This is a genomic window from Hanstruepera ponticola (assembly GCF_002940745.1).
Classification (GTDB): domain Bacteria; phylum Bacteroidota; class Bacteroidia; order Flavobacteriales; family Flavobacteriaceae; genus Hanstruepera; species Hanstruepera ponticola.
In genome coordinates this window covers 1,262,896-1,282,388 of the sequence record NZ_POTB01000001.1, presented here as the reverse complement: position 1 = coordinate 1,282,388, position 19,493 = coordinate 1,262,896, and the positions used below count along the sequence as shown (strand labels likewise).

The 19,493-nt window shown below is 33.7% G+C and carries 14 protein-coding genes; 9 read left to right on the top strand and 5 right to left on the bottom strand.

Features of this window, described 5'->3' with window-relative positions:
* Nucleotides 1–57 precede the first annotated feature (57 nt).
* Entirely contained in the window at nt 58–1,035 is a 978-nt protein-coding gene (locus C1S72_RS05850) for a pyruvate dehydrogenase complex E1 component subunit beta (protein ID WP_104734706.1), read from the top strand.
* 64 nt (nt 1,036–1,099) lie between these two features.
* Nucleotides 1,100–3,601 carry a DUF5686 and carboxypeptidase-like regulatory domain-containing protein gene (locus C1S72_RS05845; RefSeq protein ID WP_104734705.1) on the top strand — a complete coding sequence of 834 codons (2,502 nt, stop codon included), beginning with the start codon at nt 1,100–1,102 and terminating at the stop codon, nt 3,599–3,601.
* Here C1S72_RS05845 and C1S72_RS05840 read toward each other — a convergent pair.
* Entirely contained in the window at nt 3,598–5,826 is a 2,229-nt protein-coding gene (locus tag C1S72_RS05840) for a M1 family metallopeptidase (RefSeq protein ID WP_104734704.1), read from the bottom strand. The two genes, C1S72_RS05845 and C1S72_RS05840, sit on opposite strands and share 4 nt — an antisense overlap.
* Before the next feature lie 179 nt (nt 5,827–6,005).
* Here C1S72_RS05840 and C1S72_RS05835 point away from each other — a divergent pair, with 179 nt between their 5' ends.
* The 3 genes from C1S72_RS05835 to C1S72_RS05825 all read left to right on the top strand — a co-directional run bounded on the left by C1S72_RS05835 (nt 6,006) and on the right by C1S72_RS05825 (nt 10,174).
* Complete coding sequence (locus C1S72_RS05835) at nt 6,006–6,533, top strand: inorganic diphosphatase (RefSeq protein WP_104734703.1); 528 nt, start codon at nt 6,006–6,008, stop codon at nt 6,531–6,533.
* A 119-nt stretch (nt 6,534–6,652) separates the two neighbouring features.
* The gene (locus C1S72_RS05830; RefSeq protein WP_104734702.1) at nt 6,653–9,097 is read left to right on the top strand and encodes a sodium-translocating pyrophosphatase; all 2,445 of its coding nucleotides are present in this window, start codon (nt 6,653–6,655) and stop codon (nt 9,095–9,097) included.
* Nucleotides 9,098–9,175: 78 nt separating this feature from the next.
* On the top strand, nt 9,176–10,174 hold the full coding sequence (locus tag C1S72_RS05825) for an App1 family protein (RefSeq protein ID WP_104734701.1): 999 nt from the start codon (nt 9,176–9,178) through the stop codon (nt 10,172–10,174).
* Nucleotides 10,175–10,177: 3 nt separating this feature from the next.
* Here the strand turns inward: C1S72_RS05825 and C1S72_RS05820 are convergent, their stop codons facing one another.
* From C1S72_RS05820 to C1S72_RS05805, 4 genes are read right to left on the bottom strand one after another with little or no spacing between them, the layout of a single operon-like run.
* Complete coding sequence (locus C1S72_RS05820; protein ID WP_104734700.1) at nt 10,178–10,792, bottom strand: deoxynucleoside kinase; 615 nt, start codon at nt 10,790–10,792, stop codon at nt 10,178–10,180.
* 7 nt (nt 10,793–10,799) lie between these two features.
* Complete coding sequence (locus C1S72_RS05815; RefSeq protein WP_104734699.1) at nt 10,800–11,576, bottom strand: hypothetical protein; 777 nt, start codon at nt 11,574–11,576, stop codon at nt 10,800–10,802.
* Nucleotides 11,577–11,609: 33 nt separating this feature from the next.
* Nucleotides 11,610–12,293 (bottom strand): response regulator transcription factor, encoded by a 684-nt coding sequence (locus tag C1S72_RS05810; RefSeq protein WP_104734698.1) that lies wholly within the window; start codon nt 12,291–12,293, stop codon nt 11,610–11,612.
* The gene (locus tag C1S72_RS05805) at nt 12,286–13,767 is read right to left on the bottom strand and encodes a sensor histidine kinase (protein ID WP_104734697.1); all 1,482 of its coding nucleotides are present in this window, start codon (nt 13,765–13,767) and stop codon (nt 12,286–12,288) included. Before C1S72_RS05805 ends, C1S72_RS05810 begins: the two co-directional genes overlap by 8 nt.
* Before the next feature lie 123 nt (nt 13,768–13,890).
* Here C1S72_RS05805 and C1S72_RS05800 point away from each other — a divergent pair, with 123 nt between their 5' ends.
* The 4 genes from C1S72_RS05800 to C1S72_RS05785 all read left to right on the top strand — a co-directional run bounded on the left by C1S72_RS05800 (nt 13,891) and on the right by C1S72_RS05785 (nt 19,442).
* Nucleotides 13,891–14,739, top strand: coding sequence for a GLPGLI family protein (locus C1S72_RS05800; RefSeq protein WP_104734696.1), 849 nt, complete (start codon nt 13,891–13,893; stop codon nt 14,737–14,739).
* Between the two features lie 103 nt (nt 14,740–14,842).
* Nucleotides 14,843–15,736 (top strand): GLPGLI family protein, encoded by an 894-nt coding sequence (locus C1S72_RS05795; protein ID WP_104734695.1) that lies wholly within the window; start codon nt 14,843–14,845, stop codon nt 15,734–15,736.
* Nucleotides 15,737–15,824: 88 nt separating this feature from the next.
* Nucleotides 15,825–16,652 carry a GLPGLI family protein gene (locus C1S72_RS05790; RefSeq protein ID WP_104734694.1) on the top strand — a complete coding sequence of 276 codons (828 nt, stop codon included), beginning with the start codon at nt 15,825–15,827 and terminating at the stop codon, nt 16,650–16,652.
* A gap of 36 nt (nt 16,653–16,688) precedes the next feature.
* Nucleotides 16,689–19,442 (top strand): TonB-dependent receptor, encoded by a 2,754-nt coding sequence (locus tag C1S72_RS05785; RefSeq protein ID WP_104734693.1) that lies wholly within the window; start codon nt 16,689–16,691, stop codon nt 19,440–19,442.
* The last annotated feature ends 51 nt before the right edge of the window (nt 19,443–19,493 follow it).

Here is a 19,493-nt window from a genome sequence, read left to right as displayed (position 1 = left end):
CAATTAAGTAAAGTTTTTCATTTATTCCTATTTTTGCTCATCATAATAAGTAATTACATGAAGACAATTCAATTTAGGGAAGCTGTTTGTGAAGCCATGAGTGAAGAAATGCGTGCAGATGACAGCATTTATTTAATGGGTGAGGAAGTAGCTGAATACAATGGTGCATACAAAGCCAGTAAAGGTATGTTGGATGAATTTGGACCCAAACGCGTAATTGATACGCCTATTGCCGAATTAGGTTTTGCAGGAATTGGGGTAGGATCTACAATGACAGGATGCAGACCAATCGTTGAGTTTATGACGTTTAATTTTGCCTTGGTTGGAATAGACCAAATAATTAATAACGCTGCTAAAATAAGACAGATGTCAGGTGGCCAGTTCAAATGCCCAATTGTTTTTAGAGGACCTACTGCTTCAGCAGGTCAATTGGCAGCAACACATTCGCAAGCTTTTGAAAGTTGGTTTGCTAATACGCCTGGTTTAAAAGTAATAGTACCGTCTAATCCTTATGATGCAAAAGGTTTATTAAAATCAGCTATTCGTGATGATGATCCGGTCATTTTTATGGAAAGTGAGCAAATGTATGGTGATAAAGGTGAAGTTCCTGAAGGCGAATATGTTATTCCTATTGGTGTAGCTGATATCAAACGAGAAGGAACTGATGTTACAATCGTGTCATTTGGTAAAATTATAAAGGAAGCTTATAAAGCTGCTGAAGAACTTGAAAAAGAAGGTATTTCATGTGAAATTATTGATTTAAGAACGGTAAGACCAATGGATCATGATGCTATTCTAAATTCAGTAAAAAAGACTAATAGATTGGTAATTCTTGAGGAAGCTTGGCCATTTGGTAATGTTGCCACTGAAATTACTTATCAGGTGCAATCAAAAGCTTTTGATTATTTAGATGCGCCCATTATAAAGATAAATACGGCAGATACACCTGCTCCATATTCTCCTGTATTATTGGAAGAATGGTTGCCAAACAGTAACGATGTTATAAAGGCAGTCAAAAAGGTTATGTATAAATAAAATGGCGTTTTCTACGTTAAATAAACTTCATTGGCAACATTGTTGATGAAGTTTTTTTATAATTATGAAGTTTAATCTACTTATTACATTGCTCTTTATCGGATGCTCATCCGTTTTTGCCCAAACTAAAGTTAGTGGGCATGTTATTGATGAAGGCAATGAGCCAGTAGCATATGCCAATATTATTTTTAAAAACTCTTCAGAAGGAACTATCACCAATGAAAATGGGCGATTTTATTTAGAATCTGATGAAACTTGGGATACACTTATCGTATCATTTGTAGGATATAAAACCATTGAATTTCCACTAACTAAAAGAGTTAATTACGATTTAAATTTCGTTATTGAAGAAGAAGCTGCAGCTTTAAATGAAGTAGTCATTGTTTCAGGAAAACAATCCAAAAAAGCCGAAGAAAATCCAGCAATAGCCATATTACAGAAAATATGGGAACGAAAACGTCAGAATGGCCTTAGGCAATTTAATCAATATGCTTATGATAGATATGAAAAGGTAGAATTCGATTTGAATACTATTGACAGTTCACTTATAAAAAGTAACCTGTTTAAGGGTATGGAGTTTGTTTTTGAACAGGTAGACACTTCAAAAGTAACAGGAAAAACCTATTTACCCATTTTTATAAATGAAGAAGCAGCAAAGGTTTACGGAGACAATATTTTGGATAAAGAAAAACTAGTGCTTAAGGGAAATAAAAATTCAGGTTTTAGTAACAACCAAGCTATCATAGACTTCATTAAAGACTTGTATTCACAATATGATGTGTATGAGAATTATCTAAAATTCTTTGATAAAAGTTTTGTTAGCCCTTTGTCTAAAACTGGTATTAACACCTATAATTATGTGTTGGCAGATAGTGCTTTCATTGGCGATAAATGGTGTTATAACATCATTTATTACCCAAGGCGAAAGAATGAACTGACATTTAAAGGTGATTTTTGGGTGAATGATACTACTTATGCCATAAAGGAAATCAATTTACAAGCCTCCAAAAGTGCTAATATTAACTGGGTTAAGGAAATTTATATTGAACAAGAGTTTGATGTTGTAAATGACTCGGTTTTTTTGATTAAGCGTGATTATTTTATGTCCGATTTTACGTTTAATAAAAAGGAAAAGTCTCGAGGTGTTTATGGAAAGCGTACGACGCTTTATGATAATTATGTTTTTGATGAGGTCAAAGATGAAAAGTTTTATAAAGAAGAAGTTTTTGACTACGATAAAGATGCCTACAATCGTGAAGATGCCTTTTGGGAAGCTAATCGCATGGAAGCCTTGAGTAAGGATGAGAAAGGGGTTTATAAAATGCTAGATACCCTTAAAACAGTCAAAAAATTCAAGCGTCTCTATAATGTTGGTAGTATATTGGCTTCAGGATATATTGAATTTGATGATTGGAATTTGGATTATGGACCCATTTTTTCAACTGTTGGATATAATGATGTTGAAGGCATCAGGTTAAGAACAGGAGGAAGGACTTACTTTGGTCCAAACGACTTATGGCGCTTACAAGGATTTATTGCATATGGTTTTAATGATGATAAGTTTAAGTATGGTTTTTCGGCTAAATGGTTGTTGAATAAACGAAATCGTCTCATCATTTCGGCAGGACATAGACGTGATATAGAACAAATTGGAGCTAGTTTAACCACTTCAACGGACGTTTTAGGGCGTAGTTTAGCATCTAATGCTGTTTTTACTACAGCACCAAATGATAAACTTTCAAATATAAATTTAACAGCTTTAGCTATTGAAATAGAGCCTATTAAGAATGTGATGTTCCGTGTAGGTGGCGATTATAGAACGCTTTCATCGGCATCACCAACATTCAGTTTAGATTATATTGACCCAGAGTCGCCAACTGGAATTTCATCTGAAGTAAAACAATTTGAAAGTACATTATCAGTTTCTTATTTTCCTGGCAGAAAAATGTCTGGTTACGGAGTAGAACGACGTAACGCTAATGATACCTATGCTTCAATCTTTGCACAATTAAGTGTTGGTAGGGATGATTTGTTTAAAAGTGATTTCACCTATACAAAATGGCAATTTTCATATATACAACCATGGATTTTAGGAGGATTTGGAAGATTGTATTCTACTATTGAGGTAGGTAAAACATTTGGAGAAGTGCCTTTGGGATTATTAAGTGTAGTTCCTGGTAACCAGTCCTATTTCTCGATTTATAAATCCTTTTCTCAATTAAATTTTTATGAATTTGTAACTGACACTTATGCGTCACTTCATTTAGAACACAATTTTAACGGTAGGTTATTTTCAAGAATACCATTACTGCGTAAACTAAATTGGCGTGAAATAATTGGAATAAGAGGCGTTTGGGGACAAATTTCTGATGAAAACATAGCTTTAAGTGCACCTTCTAATATTCCGTTGGTAGCTCCAACTGATGAAATATATTACGAATACAGTTTTGGTATTGGCAATATTTTCAAGGTTTTTAGAATTGACTTTAATTTTAGAGGTAATTACTTGGATAATCCTGGAGCTCGAGATTTTGGAATTACAGGAAGTTTTGGGTTTGTATTCTAATCACTTTTTTTGCTCTTAAACTCATCAAATTGAGATGTTTCCTCAACTTTTGGGAAACTGTTATTAGTCATATTAGTATCGGCAAATTCAAAGTTTGGATCTAAATTCACTTTTTCAACTTCATTGTCCTTTAGAAATGTTTTAGAAACCTGATATTCGTTTCTTCTCCAAATATCTGCTGGTAGTACATCTGTTTCTTTTGAACCATCCTTATAAACCCATTCAATTTTTACAGGCATGACTAATCCACCTATATTCTTGATAGTTACTTCGTAAATATTTTTTCCTGAAACTTGTTTGCGTAATTCATCTTCATCTAAACGTGATAGAAATCCGCCATAAGCTTGATCTGGTGTTTCTGATAGTTTAATCATATCTAGTCCACTGGAAAAATCTTTTGCTTTTTGTTCAGTGCCTTCAACAGTCGCCGCAATTTTCACTTTTTTCTGTTGGTCTTCAATATTCAAATCTTCTTCATAAACCTTATACCATTTTACATCGGTTAACTCCATATCAACATTATCCGTTGTAAAAAACCATCCTCTAAAAAACCAGTCTAAATCTGTCGCTGTTGCGTCCTCTAGAGTTCTAAATAAATCACCTGGATTAGGGTGCTTATATTTCCATCGATTGGCATATTCTTTAAACGCTTGGTCAAACAGTTCTTTACCAATAATAGAGTTACGAAGCATTTGTAATCCAACAGTCGGTTTTTGATAGAAATTAGCACCAAATTGGGTTAATAACTCACTGTCAGAAGTCGTCATAATTGGGCGTAAAATATTCTTATCACCTTGCATAAACGGAACAATATCTTTTGGTTCGGTACTATGAAATTCTGGATAGCGTTCGGCAACAGTTCGTTGGTGTAAAAAGGTGTTCAGTCCTTCGTCCATCCACATCCACTTACGCTCATCAGAACTAACTATCATGGGAAACCAGTTGTGACCAACTTCGTGAATAATGGTGCCTATCATACCTTGTTTAGCACGATCGCTAATTTTCCCATTTTTATCAGGGCGCCCACCATTGAAGCTAATCATTGGGAATTCCATACCAATGTTCGAGGTGTTAACCGAAATAGCTACAGGATATGGATATTCAAAAGTAGCTTCGGAATACACTTCTAATGCAGCTTTTACCGCTTTTGTTGACTCATCTTTCCAAACAGGCAAGCCTTCTTTTGGGTAAAATGACATAGCCATAACCTTATTAGTCTCTAACTGAACTGCTTGAGCATCCCAAATGAATTTACGAGACGAAGCAAAAGCAAAATCACGCACATTTTTAGCCGTGTATTTCCAAGTTTTTAGTTTGGATGCTTTTGATTTTTCATTGGCTATAGCTTCATCTATAGTAACAATCATCACAGGTTTGTCAAATGTTTTTTCCGCTTGTTCCAAACGTTGCCTTTGTGTTTTGGTTAAAACCGATTCACTATTTTGAAGTCGTCCTGTTGAAGCTACAATATGGTCTTCAGGAACAGAAATTTCAACATCATAATCACCAAATTCTAAAGCAAATTCACCTAATCTCTGAAATTGTTGATTTTGCCACCCTTCAGTGTCATTGTAAACGGCCATTCTCGGGAACCAGTGTGCAATTAAGTACACTGTGTTGTTATCTTCGGGAAAATATTCATATCCTTCACGAGACAGTAAGAACATACTTCTATCAGTAATTGGGTAAGACCATGCCAAAGAAAAACTCATAGATTCGCCAGATTTTAAGGGTTCCTTTAGCATGACCTTCATCATGGTATTATTTACCAAGGCTTGCATGTCTTTACCTGAACTGTCTTTTATATATTTTATAGTATAACCAGCAGGAAAATCAATAGCACGCGTTAAGCTTTGCATTTGTCTGGTAGTCATATTATCACGAACACCACCAAAAGCATCACCAAAATCTGGGTTTCCTTTTTTGTTGACATTTTGTTCTAATTGAATCCAGAGGTAACTTAAGTTATCTGGAGAATTGTTATAATACGTAATAGTTTCTTCACCTGTTAGCATATTATTCTTTTCGTCAAGCGTCGCTTTTATTTTGTAATCGGCACGTTGTTGCCAATAGGCTTTTCCTGGTGCACCACTAGCTGTGCGATAACTGTTTGGAGGTGCTATCATATTATCAATGGGTTCAAACTTACCTTGCCAAGGTTGGGTTTGCGATTGGATATTTGGAAAGCTAAAAAGAGAAACGAGAATGATTAATAGAAGTCTCATGCTAAATATGTTGTTTTGGTTTTTTGATTGGAGTTGAAAGATATAAAAAAATGAAATGAGGATTTTTATTTTAACATTAATTGTTGGTAACTAGTTAATTAGAAAAAAGTATAAAGTCAATTCATAATGTTGCCCAAACGCAAACACTTCCGTACCTTTGCAGTCCTAAAAAATTAACAATGACAAATAAGGGTAAAACGACATTTGATGTACTGATTGAAATACCAAAAGGTAGCCGTAATAAATATGAATACGATTTTGAATTAAATAAAATACGATTTGATCGTATGTTGTTTTCTTCTATGATGTATCCAGGTGATTATGGATTTATTCCAGAAACCTTGGCATTAGATGGCGATCCTTTAGATGTTTTGGTAATGGGTACAGAACCTACGTTTCCTATGTGCGTTATGGAGGTAAAGCCTATTGGTGTTTTTCACATGGCAGATGAAAAAGGACCAGATGAAAAATTGGTTTGTGTACCAGTTAGTGACCCTATTTGGAACAGTTATAATGATATTGAAGATTTAAATCCGCATAGAAAAAAAGAAATTACCCATTTTTTTCAAGTCTATAAAGATTTAGAAAAAAAGAAAGTAGATGTAGGTGGTTGGGGAAATGCCCAAGAAGCCTATGATATATTCAACAAATGTGTAGAACGCTATGAAAATAGCGAACACAAAGCCAAAGGTAATTTCACTATATAGTTTAAGGTAAAATAATAAATTTAAAACCCTACTAAATGTATTGTTTAGTAGGGTTTTTCTATTAAAATCGATTTCACTACTTTTGCCCAGCTAATTATTAAAAATATAAACTAAATAATATGGAATCAATGATGATTTACATGCCAATAGCTTTGGCACTTTTAGGATTAATTTACATGCTTGTAAAGAAATCTTGGGTAATGAAACAAGATGCTGGAGATGGAAAGATGAAAGAAATTTCAGATCATATCTACGAAGGAGCCCTAGCATTTTTAAATGCAGAATATAGATTATTAACAGTTTTTGTTGTAATTGTTGCAGCATTATTAGCTGTTGTGTCTTTTATTGTACCTACAACGCATTGGCTAATTGTAATAGCTTTTGTTTTTGGAGCTATATTTTCTGCTTTTGCTGGAAACATCGGGATGAAAATTGCCACAAAAACGAATGTTAGAACTACGCAAGCTGCACGTACCAGCTTACCAAAAGCATTAAATATATCTTTTGGAGGTGGAACTGTAATGGGACTTGGTGTTGCAGGTTTAGCCGTTTTAGGTTTAACAGTTTTCTTTATTATTTTTTTCCATGTATTTATGGATGGGGCTTGGACTAATACAATGGATATGACAATTGTATTAGAAACTTTAGCTGGCTTTTCTTTAGGAGCAGAATCTATTGCATTATTTGCAAGAGTAGGTGGAGGAATCTACACAAAAGCTGCTGATGTTGGAGCTGATTTAGTTGGAAAAGTAGAGGCTGGAATTCCAGAAGATGATCCTCGTAATCCTGCTACTATTGCAGATAACGTGGGAGATAATGTTGGTGATGTTGCAGGTATGGGAGCTGATTTATTTGGATCTTATGTTGCAACAGTATTAGCAGCAATGGTTCTTGGTAACTATGTAATTAAAGATATGGGTGGTAACATTGGTGAAGCCTTTGGAGGTATTGGACCAATCTTATTACCAATGGCAATTGCAGGTGCAGGAATCATTATCTCTATAATAGGTACGATGCTAGTTAAAATTAAATCTAACGATGCTAAAGAAGCTCAAGTAATGGGTGCTTTAAACATTGGTAACTGGACATCTATTGCTTTAGTTGCATTGTCTTGTTTCGGATTATGTATGTATATGCTTCCTGAAACTATGAAGATGAATTTCTTCGGAGAAGGTTTGCAAGAGATTTCTTCAATGCGTGTATTTTATGCCACTTTAGTTGGTTTATTTGTTGGAGCAGTTATTTCTTCAGTTACTGAATACTATACAGGATTAGGTAAAAAGCCAATATTAAATATTGTACAACAATCATCTACTGGAGCTGGAACTAACATTATTGCTGGTTTAGCAACAGGTATGATATCTACATTCCCTTCAGTATTATTATTTGCTGGAGCCATTTGGGCATCTTATGCATTTGCTGGATTTTATGGTGTAGCATTAGCAGCTTCTGCAATGATGGCCACAACTGCAATGCAGTTAGCTATTGATGCTTTTGGACCAATTTCTGATAATGCAGGTGGTATTGCCGAAATGAGCGAACAAGAACCAATTGTAAGAGAGCGTACAGATATTTTAGATTCAGTTGGTAACACTACTGCCGCAACTGGTAAAGGATTTGCTATTGCTTCTGCAGCATTAACATCCTTAGCATTATTTGCTGCTTATGTAACGTTTACTGGTATAGATGGTATTAACATTTTTAAAGCACCAGTATTAGCCATGTTATTTGTTGGAGGTATGGTACCTGTAGTATTTTCTGCTTTAGCAATGAATGCTGTAGGTAAAGCTGCTATGGAAATGGTAGAAGAAGTACGTCGTCAGTTTAGAGATATTCCAGGAATTATGGAAGGAACTGGTAAGCCAGAATATGATAAATGTGTGGCGATTTCTACACAAGCATCTTTAAAAGAAATGATGTTACCAGGTTTATTAACTATTGGATTCCCATTAGTAATTGCCTTTGTGCCCATGTTATTTGGAATGAGTCATGTTGCTATTGCGGAAATGTTAGGTGGTTATATGGCTGGTGTTACAGTTTCTGGTGTGTTATGGGCAATTTTCCAAAACAATGCAGGAGGTGCATGGGATAATGCTAAAAAGTCTTTTGAAGCTGGTGTTGAAATTAATGGTGAAATGACATATAAAGGATCAGACGCTCATAAGGCGGCTGTAACTGGTGACACTGTTGGAGATCCGTTCAAAGATACATCTGGTCCATCAATGAATATATTAATTAAATTAACTTGCTTAATTGGTTTAGTAATTGCACCAATTTTAGGAGGGCATGCTATTGAGGAAGGGGTCGCCTTAAATGATGAGGTTGTTAATGAAGAAGTTGTAAAAAAAGTGTTTGTAGATATGCAAATTGTGGGTGATGATATTGTGAAAGCTATAGTGCAAACAACTACTTTTGAAAATGATAAACCTGTTATTGATGAGCGCATTATAACTGGTACTCGTAATGAAGTACAGGAAAAGATTGAAGAATTAAAAGCTTCTTCAACTCAATTTAAAGAAAAAATAACGGACATGACCATTGAGGAAGAAGTTATTAAAGAATAGATATTGCGATAATATTTGAATTGAAAAACCACGCTAATTAGCGTGGTTTTTTATTTATTACACATTAATTTTGAGAAAATGATAAAAAAAGATCCATTTCAAATAATTACTTTTCAGAGTTATGGCACGCAAAACCATTTTTATCTGCGCGGTAGAGCACTCGAAGACGAATCAATAAACCTTGAAGCAAAGGGGTGGTTTAATTTGTTTATCAATTCTTTTAAGCGTTTTGAAAGTGACGAAGTTAAGCATGTGGCTATCAACTTAAGGCTGCCAAATGATAAGGTGATTTCTACGACTACTGATGAGCATGGTTATTTTAGAGTAGAAGAAAATTTAACCAATTTACAGTTATTGTGTAATAGCGAAGGTTGGCTTCCAATAGTGGCTTCTTACAAAGATGTCAACATACAACGAGTTATTCAGAATGAAAATCGTTTTCCTGCTGAAATGTTAATTCCTTCTGAAGCATCAGAATTTGGAGTTATAAGTGATATTGATGATACCATATTACACACAGGTGTGGTTTCTAAACTAAAATGGCGTGTTCTTTACAACACTATTTTTAAAGGAGCATTTAGGCGAGAGCCTCTCAAAGGAACTGCTGAATTTTATCATTTACTTCACAGAGGGAAATCAGGCAAAAATGCCAATCCAATTTTTTATGTAAGTCATAGCCCCTGGAACATGTACAGATATTTGGAGTACTTTTTAAAGAAGCATAATTTTCCAAAAGGGCCTATTTTATTGAGGAGTATGTCGACCGTTTTCAAAAGAAATACGACTGATGAAAAACCACAAAAGCAATTGGAAATAATGCATATCCTTAAAACCTATCCGGATTTAAATTTCATCCTAATTGGCGATAGTGGCGAACATGATGCTGATATTTATATAGAGATTGCCCAATCATATCCAAACCGAGTAAAAGCTATTTATTTGCGAAGCGTTAAGCATGAAGAAAAAATGCTTCGTATAAGAGGGCTGTTTGAATCTTACAAAACAACTCCTGTACTGTTGGTAGATTCTAGCGAACAAGCTGTTGCGCATGCACGAGAACACGGTTTTATAAGATAATGATTAAAATAAGCCGTGTATTTCAGCTTCAATCTTGTTAATAATTGTCCCTAAATCTTCTGGGTTAGAGACAAAGTCCATGTTGTCCACATCAATAATCAATAATTTTCCTTTATCGTAACCGTGAATCCAAGCTTCATAGCGCTCATTTAATCTGCTTAAATAATCAATGCTAATAGAGTTTTCATAATCGCGTCCGCGTTTATGAATTTGATTTACCAAATTTGGAATAGAGCTTCTTAAATATATCAGTAAATCAGGTCCTTGCACAAAGGATTCCATTAAATCAAAAAGCGAACGGTAATTTTCAAAATCACGATTAGTCATTAAACCCATCGCATGAAGGTTTGGTGCAAAAATATGAGCATCCTCATAAATGGTTCTATCCTGAATAATATCTTTGCCACTTTCACGTATTTGAGCAACCTGACGAAAACGGCTATTTAAAAAATACACCTGTAAATTAAAACTCCAGCGTTCCATTTGATTGTAAAAATCATCTAAATAGGGATTGTCAACTACATCTTCTAATTGAGGTTCCCATTTATAATGTTTAGCTAATAATTTTGTGAGCGTAGTTTTTCCTGCGCCTATATTTCCGGCTACTGCAACGTGCATATATCAATTAATTTTTTAGTTGGAATTCATGTAGAATTTTGGAATCGTAAATATACAAGGTTTCGGTGGTTACTAAAAACTGTTTTATTAACAATTCCGGTAAATTTAGTGGTAGGATTTTTTGTGTTTTGTCATCTAAATAAAGTAGCTCATTTTCTCTTTGTAAAAGAATATTATCATTTGTTTCAGCTAATTTCTGGTAGCCTTCATTTTTTATTTTATAAAGCAGACTGCTAAAGTAATTGTACTTATAGACAAAGTTTTCAGTTAGTAACCAACAGTAGTTATAATTACTTTTTAAATCCAAGACCTCAGAAGTAACAGGAAGTGTCGTGGCACGCACTTGTTTAAGCTTGTAATCGTAAAGTTCTAATTGTTGAATATCTCTATTAAAAATCCAAATGGTATTATCATTACCAATAGAGACATGACTAACATTTCTGTAAGTTTGTGTTGTGTTAAAATCAATTTTAAATACTTCAGCCAATCTATTGTCTAAAATAATAACGGTGTTAAAGTCCTGATAGAATAAAACAATTTTTAAAGGATTGTAAGTATTCACCGTTGTGATGTTACCCAATTGTACATTGCTATAATTAATGGTGGTTTCGGGAGTTTTCTTGTAAAGAATATTATTTGTTACATAATACTCGGTGCCAAAATTGTCAATGCCAATAATTTTTGAAACATCTAGTTTTCGTTGCTGTTTTATAACTGGAATAATACTGTCTTGCGAATAGACCGTAATAGAGAAAAAAATAAGAATATAGTTAAGCCATTTCATTAGACTTGAAAAGTACAAAAATCAATCCAAAAATCAGCAGATTAATTTGTATCCAAAACCACGAACGTTTAGAATTTGAATGGATTCATCTTGGTGAAGTTTTTTTCGAAGTTTGGATATAAACACATCCATACTTCTCGCACTAAAAAAATCATCATTTCCCCAAAGTTTGTTTAAGATTAATGAGCGGTCCAAGACTTGATTTTTGTTTTTTATTAAATGAAAAAGCAAATGCGCTTCTCTATGGGTTAGTTGCAGTGGTTCTTCAGAATTAAACTGAAGAAGCTGCTTGGGAAAATTGAAAGTAAATTGCCCCAATGATATGATTTCAGTAGTGTTTTGAATTTCTTTTCTTTTTATAAGATTATTTATTCGCACAATTAATTCCTCCATGCTAAAAGGTTTTTTTAGATAATCATTACCACCAATTGTAAAACCTTCAACAACATCTTGAGTTTGTGATTTTGCAGTTAAAAAAATAATAGGAATGGTGTCATCAATGGCTCTGATTTCTTTAGCAAGTGTGAAACCATCTTTTCTCGGCATCATGACATCTAAAACCAATAATTCTGGTTGATGTTCCTGATATACCTGAAAAGCTCTCTCTCCATTTTCACATAGTAAAACATGAAAATGCCGTGTTTCTAGACTTTCCTTGATTATCAGTCCCAGAGCAGGTTCATCTTCGGCCAATAAAATAGTTATTTTTTTATGCATTAGGCAAAGTCATTTTAAATAGTGTTTTATTCAATTCAACAGCAACAGTTATAACGCCATTATGCTTTTCAATTATTTTCTTGGTATAATATAATCCAATTCCAAAACCTTTAATGTCATGTGTATTCCCTTTAGGAACACGATAAAATTTATCAAATATTTGATCTTTTAAATGTTTGTCTAATCCATTTCCATCATCAGAAATGATAATTGAGAAAGAGATTGCTGTTTGAATGAGTTCTACAGAAATATTTCTTCCGCCGTACTTTACGGCATTATCAATAACGTTGCTTATTGCATTTTCAAAATGAAAAATATCCACTTGAGCATGAATAGTCTGTTCCGGTTTTATTAAGGTGATGGTCTTGTCATCTGATTGCATTTGATATTTAGTAACAAGATTTTCTAAAAGCTCTGTTATATTACAACTTTCTTTATTCAAGTCTAGGTTCTCACTATCTAATGTCGCCGTTTCCAACAGTTTATCTACCATAATAGTTAGTTTATCTAATTGATTGGATGACATATCGAGATAGCTTTTGGTCTTTGCTTGGTCTTTAAGTGTGTTAAAGTTTTTAATGCTTTCAATGGCCACACTTATGGTTGCTATAGGTGTCTTAAATTCATGAGTGATATTGCTAATAAGGTCATTTTTTACTTCAGCTAATTGTTTTTGATGCTTGATTATTTTTAATAAATAAAACAAACACCCTATCACTGCCAAAATTAATAACAGCGATATAAAAATCCCCAGCATAATTCGTTTTAAAATAAGGATGGTGGTATTTGCGAAATGTATTTCTAACTCGCTGGAATTTGGTAGATAAGCTGATTTTGAAGCTGTTCTTAAATTTGGATTTTTTAGGGATTTGAATTTTTTTGATTCAAGATTATTGAATGGAGATTTAAACAATAATCCGTAATCAATATTAAGATTTTTTCTTAAAAGTTCTAATTGCACTAGTGAATCTAATCGGTCAATTTTTAAGCTATCATTTGTCATTGAATAAATGACTTTGGAAGTCAATAGTTTAAAAGAGTCTGTGGTCAAGGAATCTATTGATAAATGGTCATTGACTCCCATTTCAAGTTTAATAGGTTGCCATTTTTTTAAAGTTTTCTTTTGAATGGATTTAGAATCATTTAAAATTGAAACATCGTCAAATATTTCGATTTTTATAGAATCGTTTTTTGATGAAAAATCAAATTTTTCAATGATACTGTCTATTTTTTGATTGTGATCATGAATACTTGTTGAATCGTCTAAACTAAAAGCAAAAGCAAGGGTGTTGTGTTCTGCCATTTTCGCATAGTAATTGTCAACAGCGTTGTCAAGACTCACTTGGACATCGTTAATAAGCTGCTGTTTACTATTCAAGTAGTTTTTATAATTCCAATACACTTGAATAGCAATAGTACATAAAATCACCACTACTATTGTATTGAGAATCCATTTATAGCGAACGTCATTCATGTTTCAAATGTATATGTTAAAATTTATTATAACTAATCGGTTAACACACGTTAACACTGGTTAACTTAAAAAAGGATTTGCGTGAAGCATATTTGTAAAGTAAAAATCATTAAACATCAAATTATGAAACGAATAGTTATTTTACTTGCTTTTACATTTGTGACAACTATTATCATGGCACAAGAATTTCAAGGCAAAGCTATCTACAAAACATCTAGAAAGATAGATATTCAGTTAGATAGTACACAAGTTAATTCAGAACAACATCAACTAATGATGGATATGTTGAAAAAGCAATTTCAAAAAACTTATATATTAAGTTTTAATAGAGAAGCTTCAACGTATAAAGAAGATGAAGAATTAGAGGCACCACAACCAGCGGGTGTTGAATTAATGGTCATTAATACTGGAGGTGCAGATTTGCTCTATAAAAATTTAAAAGAAAATCGTTACACCAATCAAAATGAGTCATTTAGTAAGTTATTCTTAATTAAAGACAAACTTGAGGAGCATGACTGGGAGCTGACTAATGAAAAGAAATTTATTGGAGAATATGAATGTTTAAAAGCAACCAAAATACGTGAAGTTGAAGTTGTTCAAAGCGGAATTAGTATTAATGGTGATAGAGATCTGGATGCTGAAGTTGGTGAAGAACCAGAAATGAAAAAAGTGACTGTAACAGCCTGGTATACACCTCAAATTCCTGTAAACAATGGGCCTGCAAATTATCATGGTTTACCTGGTTTGATTTTAGAAGTTAATGATGGAACCACGACCATGATATGTAGTAAAATTATTTTGAATCCAGAGAAGCAACTAGATATTGAGGAGCCTAAAAAAGGCAAGGAGATTAATCAAGAAGAATATGATGCTATTATGGACAAAAAAGTAAAGGAAATGCAAGAGCGCATGAAGTCGAATTGGAATGAGGATAGGCGAGGTGAAAATGTAGAAATCAGAATAGGCGGTTAATTTTTTGTGATAATTTTAACAGTTATGCATTAAACATTTTATGGGTTTATGAGTCTTATAGTAATTATTAGGTATCTTTAAATAATAATTAAGACTACTATCAATGAGACTATTTCCAAAAAAAATGATTGCCATTTGCCTTTTAATGGTAATTCCATTTATTTCAATTGCGCAACAAGACTTTCAAGGTAAAGCCTATTATCAAACCAAAACAACTATGGATTTGGATAATTGGGGAAGAGGTCAAATGAGTGAACAACAAAAAAAGCAAATCATGGAACGTATGAAGAGCTTTTTGGAAAAGCAATACATTCTGACCTTCACACAATCAGAATCTATTTATAAAGAAGATGAAAAACTAGAGGCTCCAGGCGCTGGTGGCGGCCGCGGATTTAGTATGATGAGTAGTTTTACAGGTGGCGCGCAGTATAAAAATGTAAAAGAGCAGGAAATTTTGCAAGAACAGGAGTTTTTTGGAAAACAATTTTTAATAAAAGATTCTTTACCAGATTTACAATGGGAAATGGGCACTGAAACCAAACAGATTGGTCAATACACCTGTTTTAAAGCAACTGCTGTAAAAAAAGTGGACGAGTTTGATTGGAGTAGTATGAGAAGAAGGAACAGAGATAAGGATGATGCGGAAAAGAAAAAGGATTCTACGGAATCGGCTGATGCAGAAAATAAAAACCCTATGGATGAGATTGAAGTTCCTAAAGAAATTATTGTTACAGCTTGGTACACACCACAAATACCAGTAAACAATGGTCCAGGAGAATATTCAGGGTTGCCTGGATTAATTTTGGAAATTAATGCTGATAGAACAACCATGCTGTGTACAAAAATTGTACTGAACCCAGAAGAAAAGGATGAGATAAAAAAGCCATCAAAAGGTAAAGAAGTCACAAGAAAAGAATACAACGAAATTGTAAAAAATAAAATGGAAGAAATGCGGGAAATGTATGGAGGTCGAAGAGGTGGAGGTCGCGGCAGATAATATTTGCAAATAGCAATTTATTCATAAAGAAGGTTATTTGTCTAACAAAAAACCTATATTTGTTAGACAACACAAATTAATACTTATTATGAAAACCAATCTTTTTTTTCCAATCCCAAAGCAAATATGTCTCATTTTGCTAATAATGACAACTGTAAAGGTTGCTGCACAAGAATTTCAAGGACAAGCTGAATACTTTGCCAAATCAGGATTAGAGCTTGGCACTTGGGGAGCAACTATGAGTGAAGCACAAAAAAAACAAATCCAAGATCGTTTAAAAAATAGATTAGAAAAAACGTACATTTTAAAGTTTAATGTTGAAGAATCTCTGTTTGTTGAAGAAGAGAAACTTGATGCCATTTCAGGAGCTACAGATTCATGGGGCAAGAATTTTGCACCTGGTGATAAATATAAAAATGTAAAAAATAACACGCTTCTACAAGAACAGGAATTTTACGGAAAAAAGTTTCTTGTAAGTGATAAGTTATTAAAATTTGAATGGAATATGACTAGTGAGTCAAAAAAAATTGGAGAGTATATGTGTATGAAAGCTGTAGCCTTGGTGCCATCAGATTCTTTAACATGGTTTGATTTTTCTTGGGGGAAATTGCGCAGTAATGAAGAATCTAAAGATACTACAGAAATTAAAATGACTCAAGTTGAAGCTTGGTACACTCCACAAATACCTGTTAGTCATGGTCCTTCTGAATATTGGGGACTACCTGGATTGATTTTAGAGGTAAGTGCCGATAATACTACTATGTTATGTTCCAAAATTGTACTCAATCCAAAAGATAAAACAGAGATTACTCCGCCAGAAAAAGGAAAACAAGTAACTAAATCAGAATATCAAGAAATCATAAAAACCAAAATGGCCGAAATGCGAAATATGTATAGCGGTCGAAGGGGTCGTTAGCCCATAATAAAGTATAAAATCAATCAAAACAACTAAATGAAAAATACCTTAACCCTTGCAGCACTAATTGTAACCTGTTTAACTTTTTCTCAAGTTAAAATTGAAGGTGTTGTAAAAGACAGTATTGGTAATCCTCTGGAACTAGCTAATGTTATTGCCATCAATCAAACAACCAATAAATTAGATTCTTATGGTATAACCAATGATCAAGGACGTTATAAATTATCTCTTGAAAAGAACACTAATTATAACATTCAAGTAAGCTATATTGGTATGAAAACGACTGATGAAGCCATTTCTACTAAAGAAGCAGACATCACAAAAGATTTTACGTTAGCCAATGACAACAGTTTAGATGAGGTAGAATTGATTTATGAAATGCCTGTAACCATTAAGGGAGATACTTTAGTCTATAATGCAGATTCATTTAATACAGGTACAGAAAGAAAATTGGAAGATGTTCTTAAAAACCTACCAGGAGTAGAGATTAATGATGATGGTCAAATAGAAGTAGAAGGGAAGGTTGTCTCAAAGGTTATGGTTGAAGGAAAAGATTTCTTTGATGGCGATTCCAAATTGGCAACCAAAAATATTCCTGCAAATGCTGTAGATAAGGTTCAGGTACTTAAGAACTATGCTGAAGTAGGCCAATTAAGTGGTGTGCAAAATAATCAGGATAATATAGCTTTAAACATAAAGTTGAAAGAAGGAAAAGAGAGTTTCTGGTTTGGAACAGTAACAGCTGGAGGAGGATTTTCAGATGATAATGGCTTGTATTTAGCACAACCAAAATTGTTTTATTACAGTCCTAAATACAGTGTGAATGTTATTGGTGATATTAATAATATTGGGGAATTAGCATTTTCGCGAAGAGATTATTTTAACTTTTCAGGTGGTTTTAGGCAACCCAGCCAAAGTAGTGGAACCAATATTAACCTAGGTGATAATGGTTTAGGTTTCTTGGCTTTACAAAATAATAATGCCAAACAAATTAATGCACGTTTTGGTGCAGCGAATTTTAGCTATTCACCAACTGACAAACTGGATATTGGTGGGTTTGGAATTTATACAGGGAATAAAATTTTACTTCAAGAAAATAATGATAGAGTTTATACAGATGCCAATAGAGGTATTCCAGATGAACGTACCGAAAGCCAAACAACACAACGTAGTGATTTAGGCATGCTAAAATTGAATGCCACTTACAAGCCAAATGCCAATAATCAATTAGATTATGAGATTCTAGGGCGTATGTCTCAAGAGACTCAAGAGCAAAATGTATTTTCTACGGTTGTTGGCGATATCAGTGAGTACGAAGAAACCAATCCGTTTAGCATCAATCAAAGTTTAAACTATTACTATACATTAAATGAGACGAATATCTTTGCTTTTGAAGCCACACATGTTATCAAAGACGAAGATCCGTTTTACAATGCTATTCTAGCGAATGACCCATTTAACAATGGTGATGATCCTAATGATCCGTATGACGATACAGCAGAAGAGTTGGGTATGGACAGAGGGCAGTTTGCTTATGATTTATCACAGAATAAGCGTGTAAAATCTAATCAATTGGATGCTAAATTAGATTACTGGAATGTGCTAAATGCCAAAAGTAATATCAACTTTACTTTAGGAACCATTTACAGTAACCAAAAGTTCAATTCAGAAATTTTTCAGACATTAGATGATGGTTCTATTTTTAATAATAATCCAGCAGACTATAATCCGCTTAATGATACCAATTATACATTTACCGATTTTTACTTAGGTGTTCATTACCGATTGAAAGCAGGCATTTTTACATTTACACCTGGTCTATCTGCTCATGCTTATTCTATGAAAAATGACCAATTTGGCTTTAATTATACTGATAATTTCTTTAGAGTTTTACCAGATTTTAACGCAAGAATTCAGCTTAAAAAGAGTGAGCAAATAGTTTTTGATTACCGTATGCAAACCCAGTTTACAGATGTCAACCAATTGGCTGAAGGATTGGTATTAAATAACTATGATTCGTTTTTTACTGGTAATCAGCAATTAGAAAGTTCATTGGCGCACAATATAAGTTTAAACTATTTCAGTTTTAATATGTTTAATTACACCAATGTGTTTGCTAGGGTAAATTATACCAAAAACATTGATAATATCCGTACCGTATCGCGTTTCCAAGAAGGTAGTGTAATTAGAGTGTCTGATCCGTTTAATTCTAATTTTTCTGACGAAACATTTACAGCCTTTGGCCGCTTTCAGCGTAGTTTTGGTAAGTTTAGGGCTTCCGTGAATGCAAACTTTAACTACAGTAAGTTTAATCAATTTATTGCCACCAGTCAAAATCCAAATGAGTTAGTAAGATCGGTGAATGAGAACTATAATCAAACGTATCGTGCAGAACTACGCACCAATTTTAAAGAAGCGCCAAATTTTGAAGTGGGTTATCGCTATGGAATACAAGATATAGACCAAGGATCTAGCCGAACTAAAGCTTATACCAGTGCACCAACTATTGAGTTTGATGCGCTTATTTGGAAATCATTTACACTGCGCTCAGAGTATGCCTATACCAACGTAAGTCGTGAAGTTGGTGGTTCTAACAGTTTTGATTTTTGGGATGCTTCGTTAGCTTACCGAAAAGATGCCGATGCCCAATGGGAGTTTGAACTCAAGGCAACCAACTTATTAAATACCCAATCACAAACACAGGTGAATGCTGGTGGCTTGAGTGTAAGTACCAATGAATATTTTATACAACCACGTTTTTTAACCTTTAGGGTGATATATAATTTATAAAACTAAAAAGCCTCGTAAATTCATTACGAGGCTTTTAGTTCTGTTGTTAAA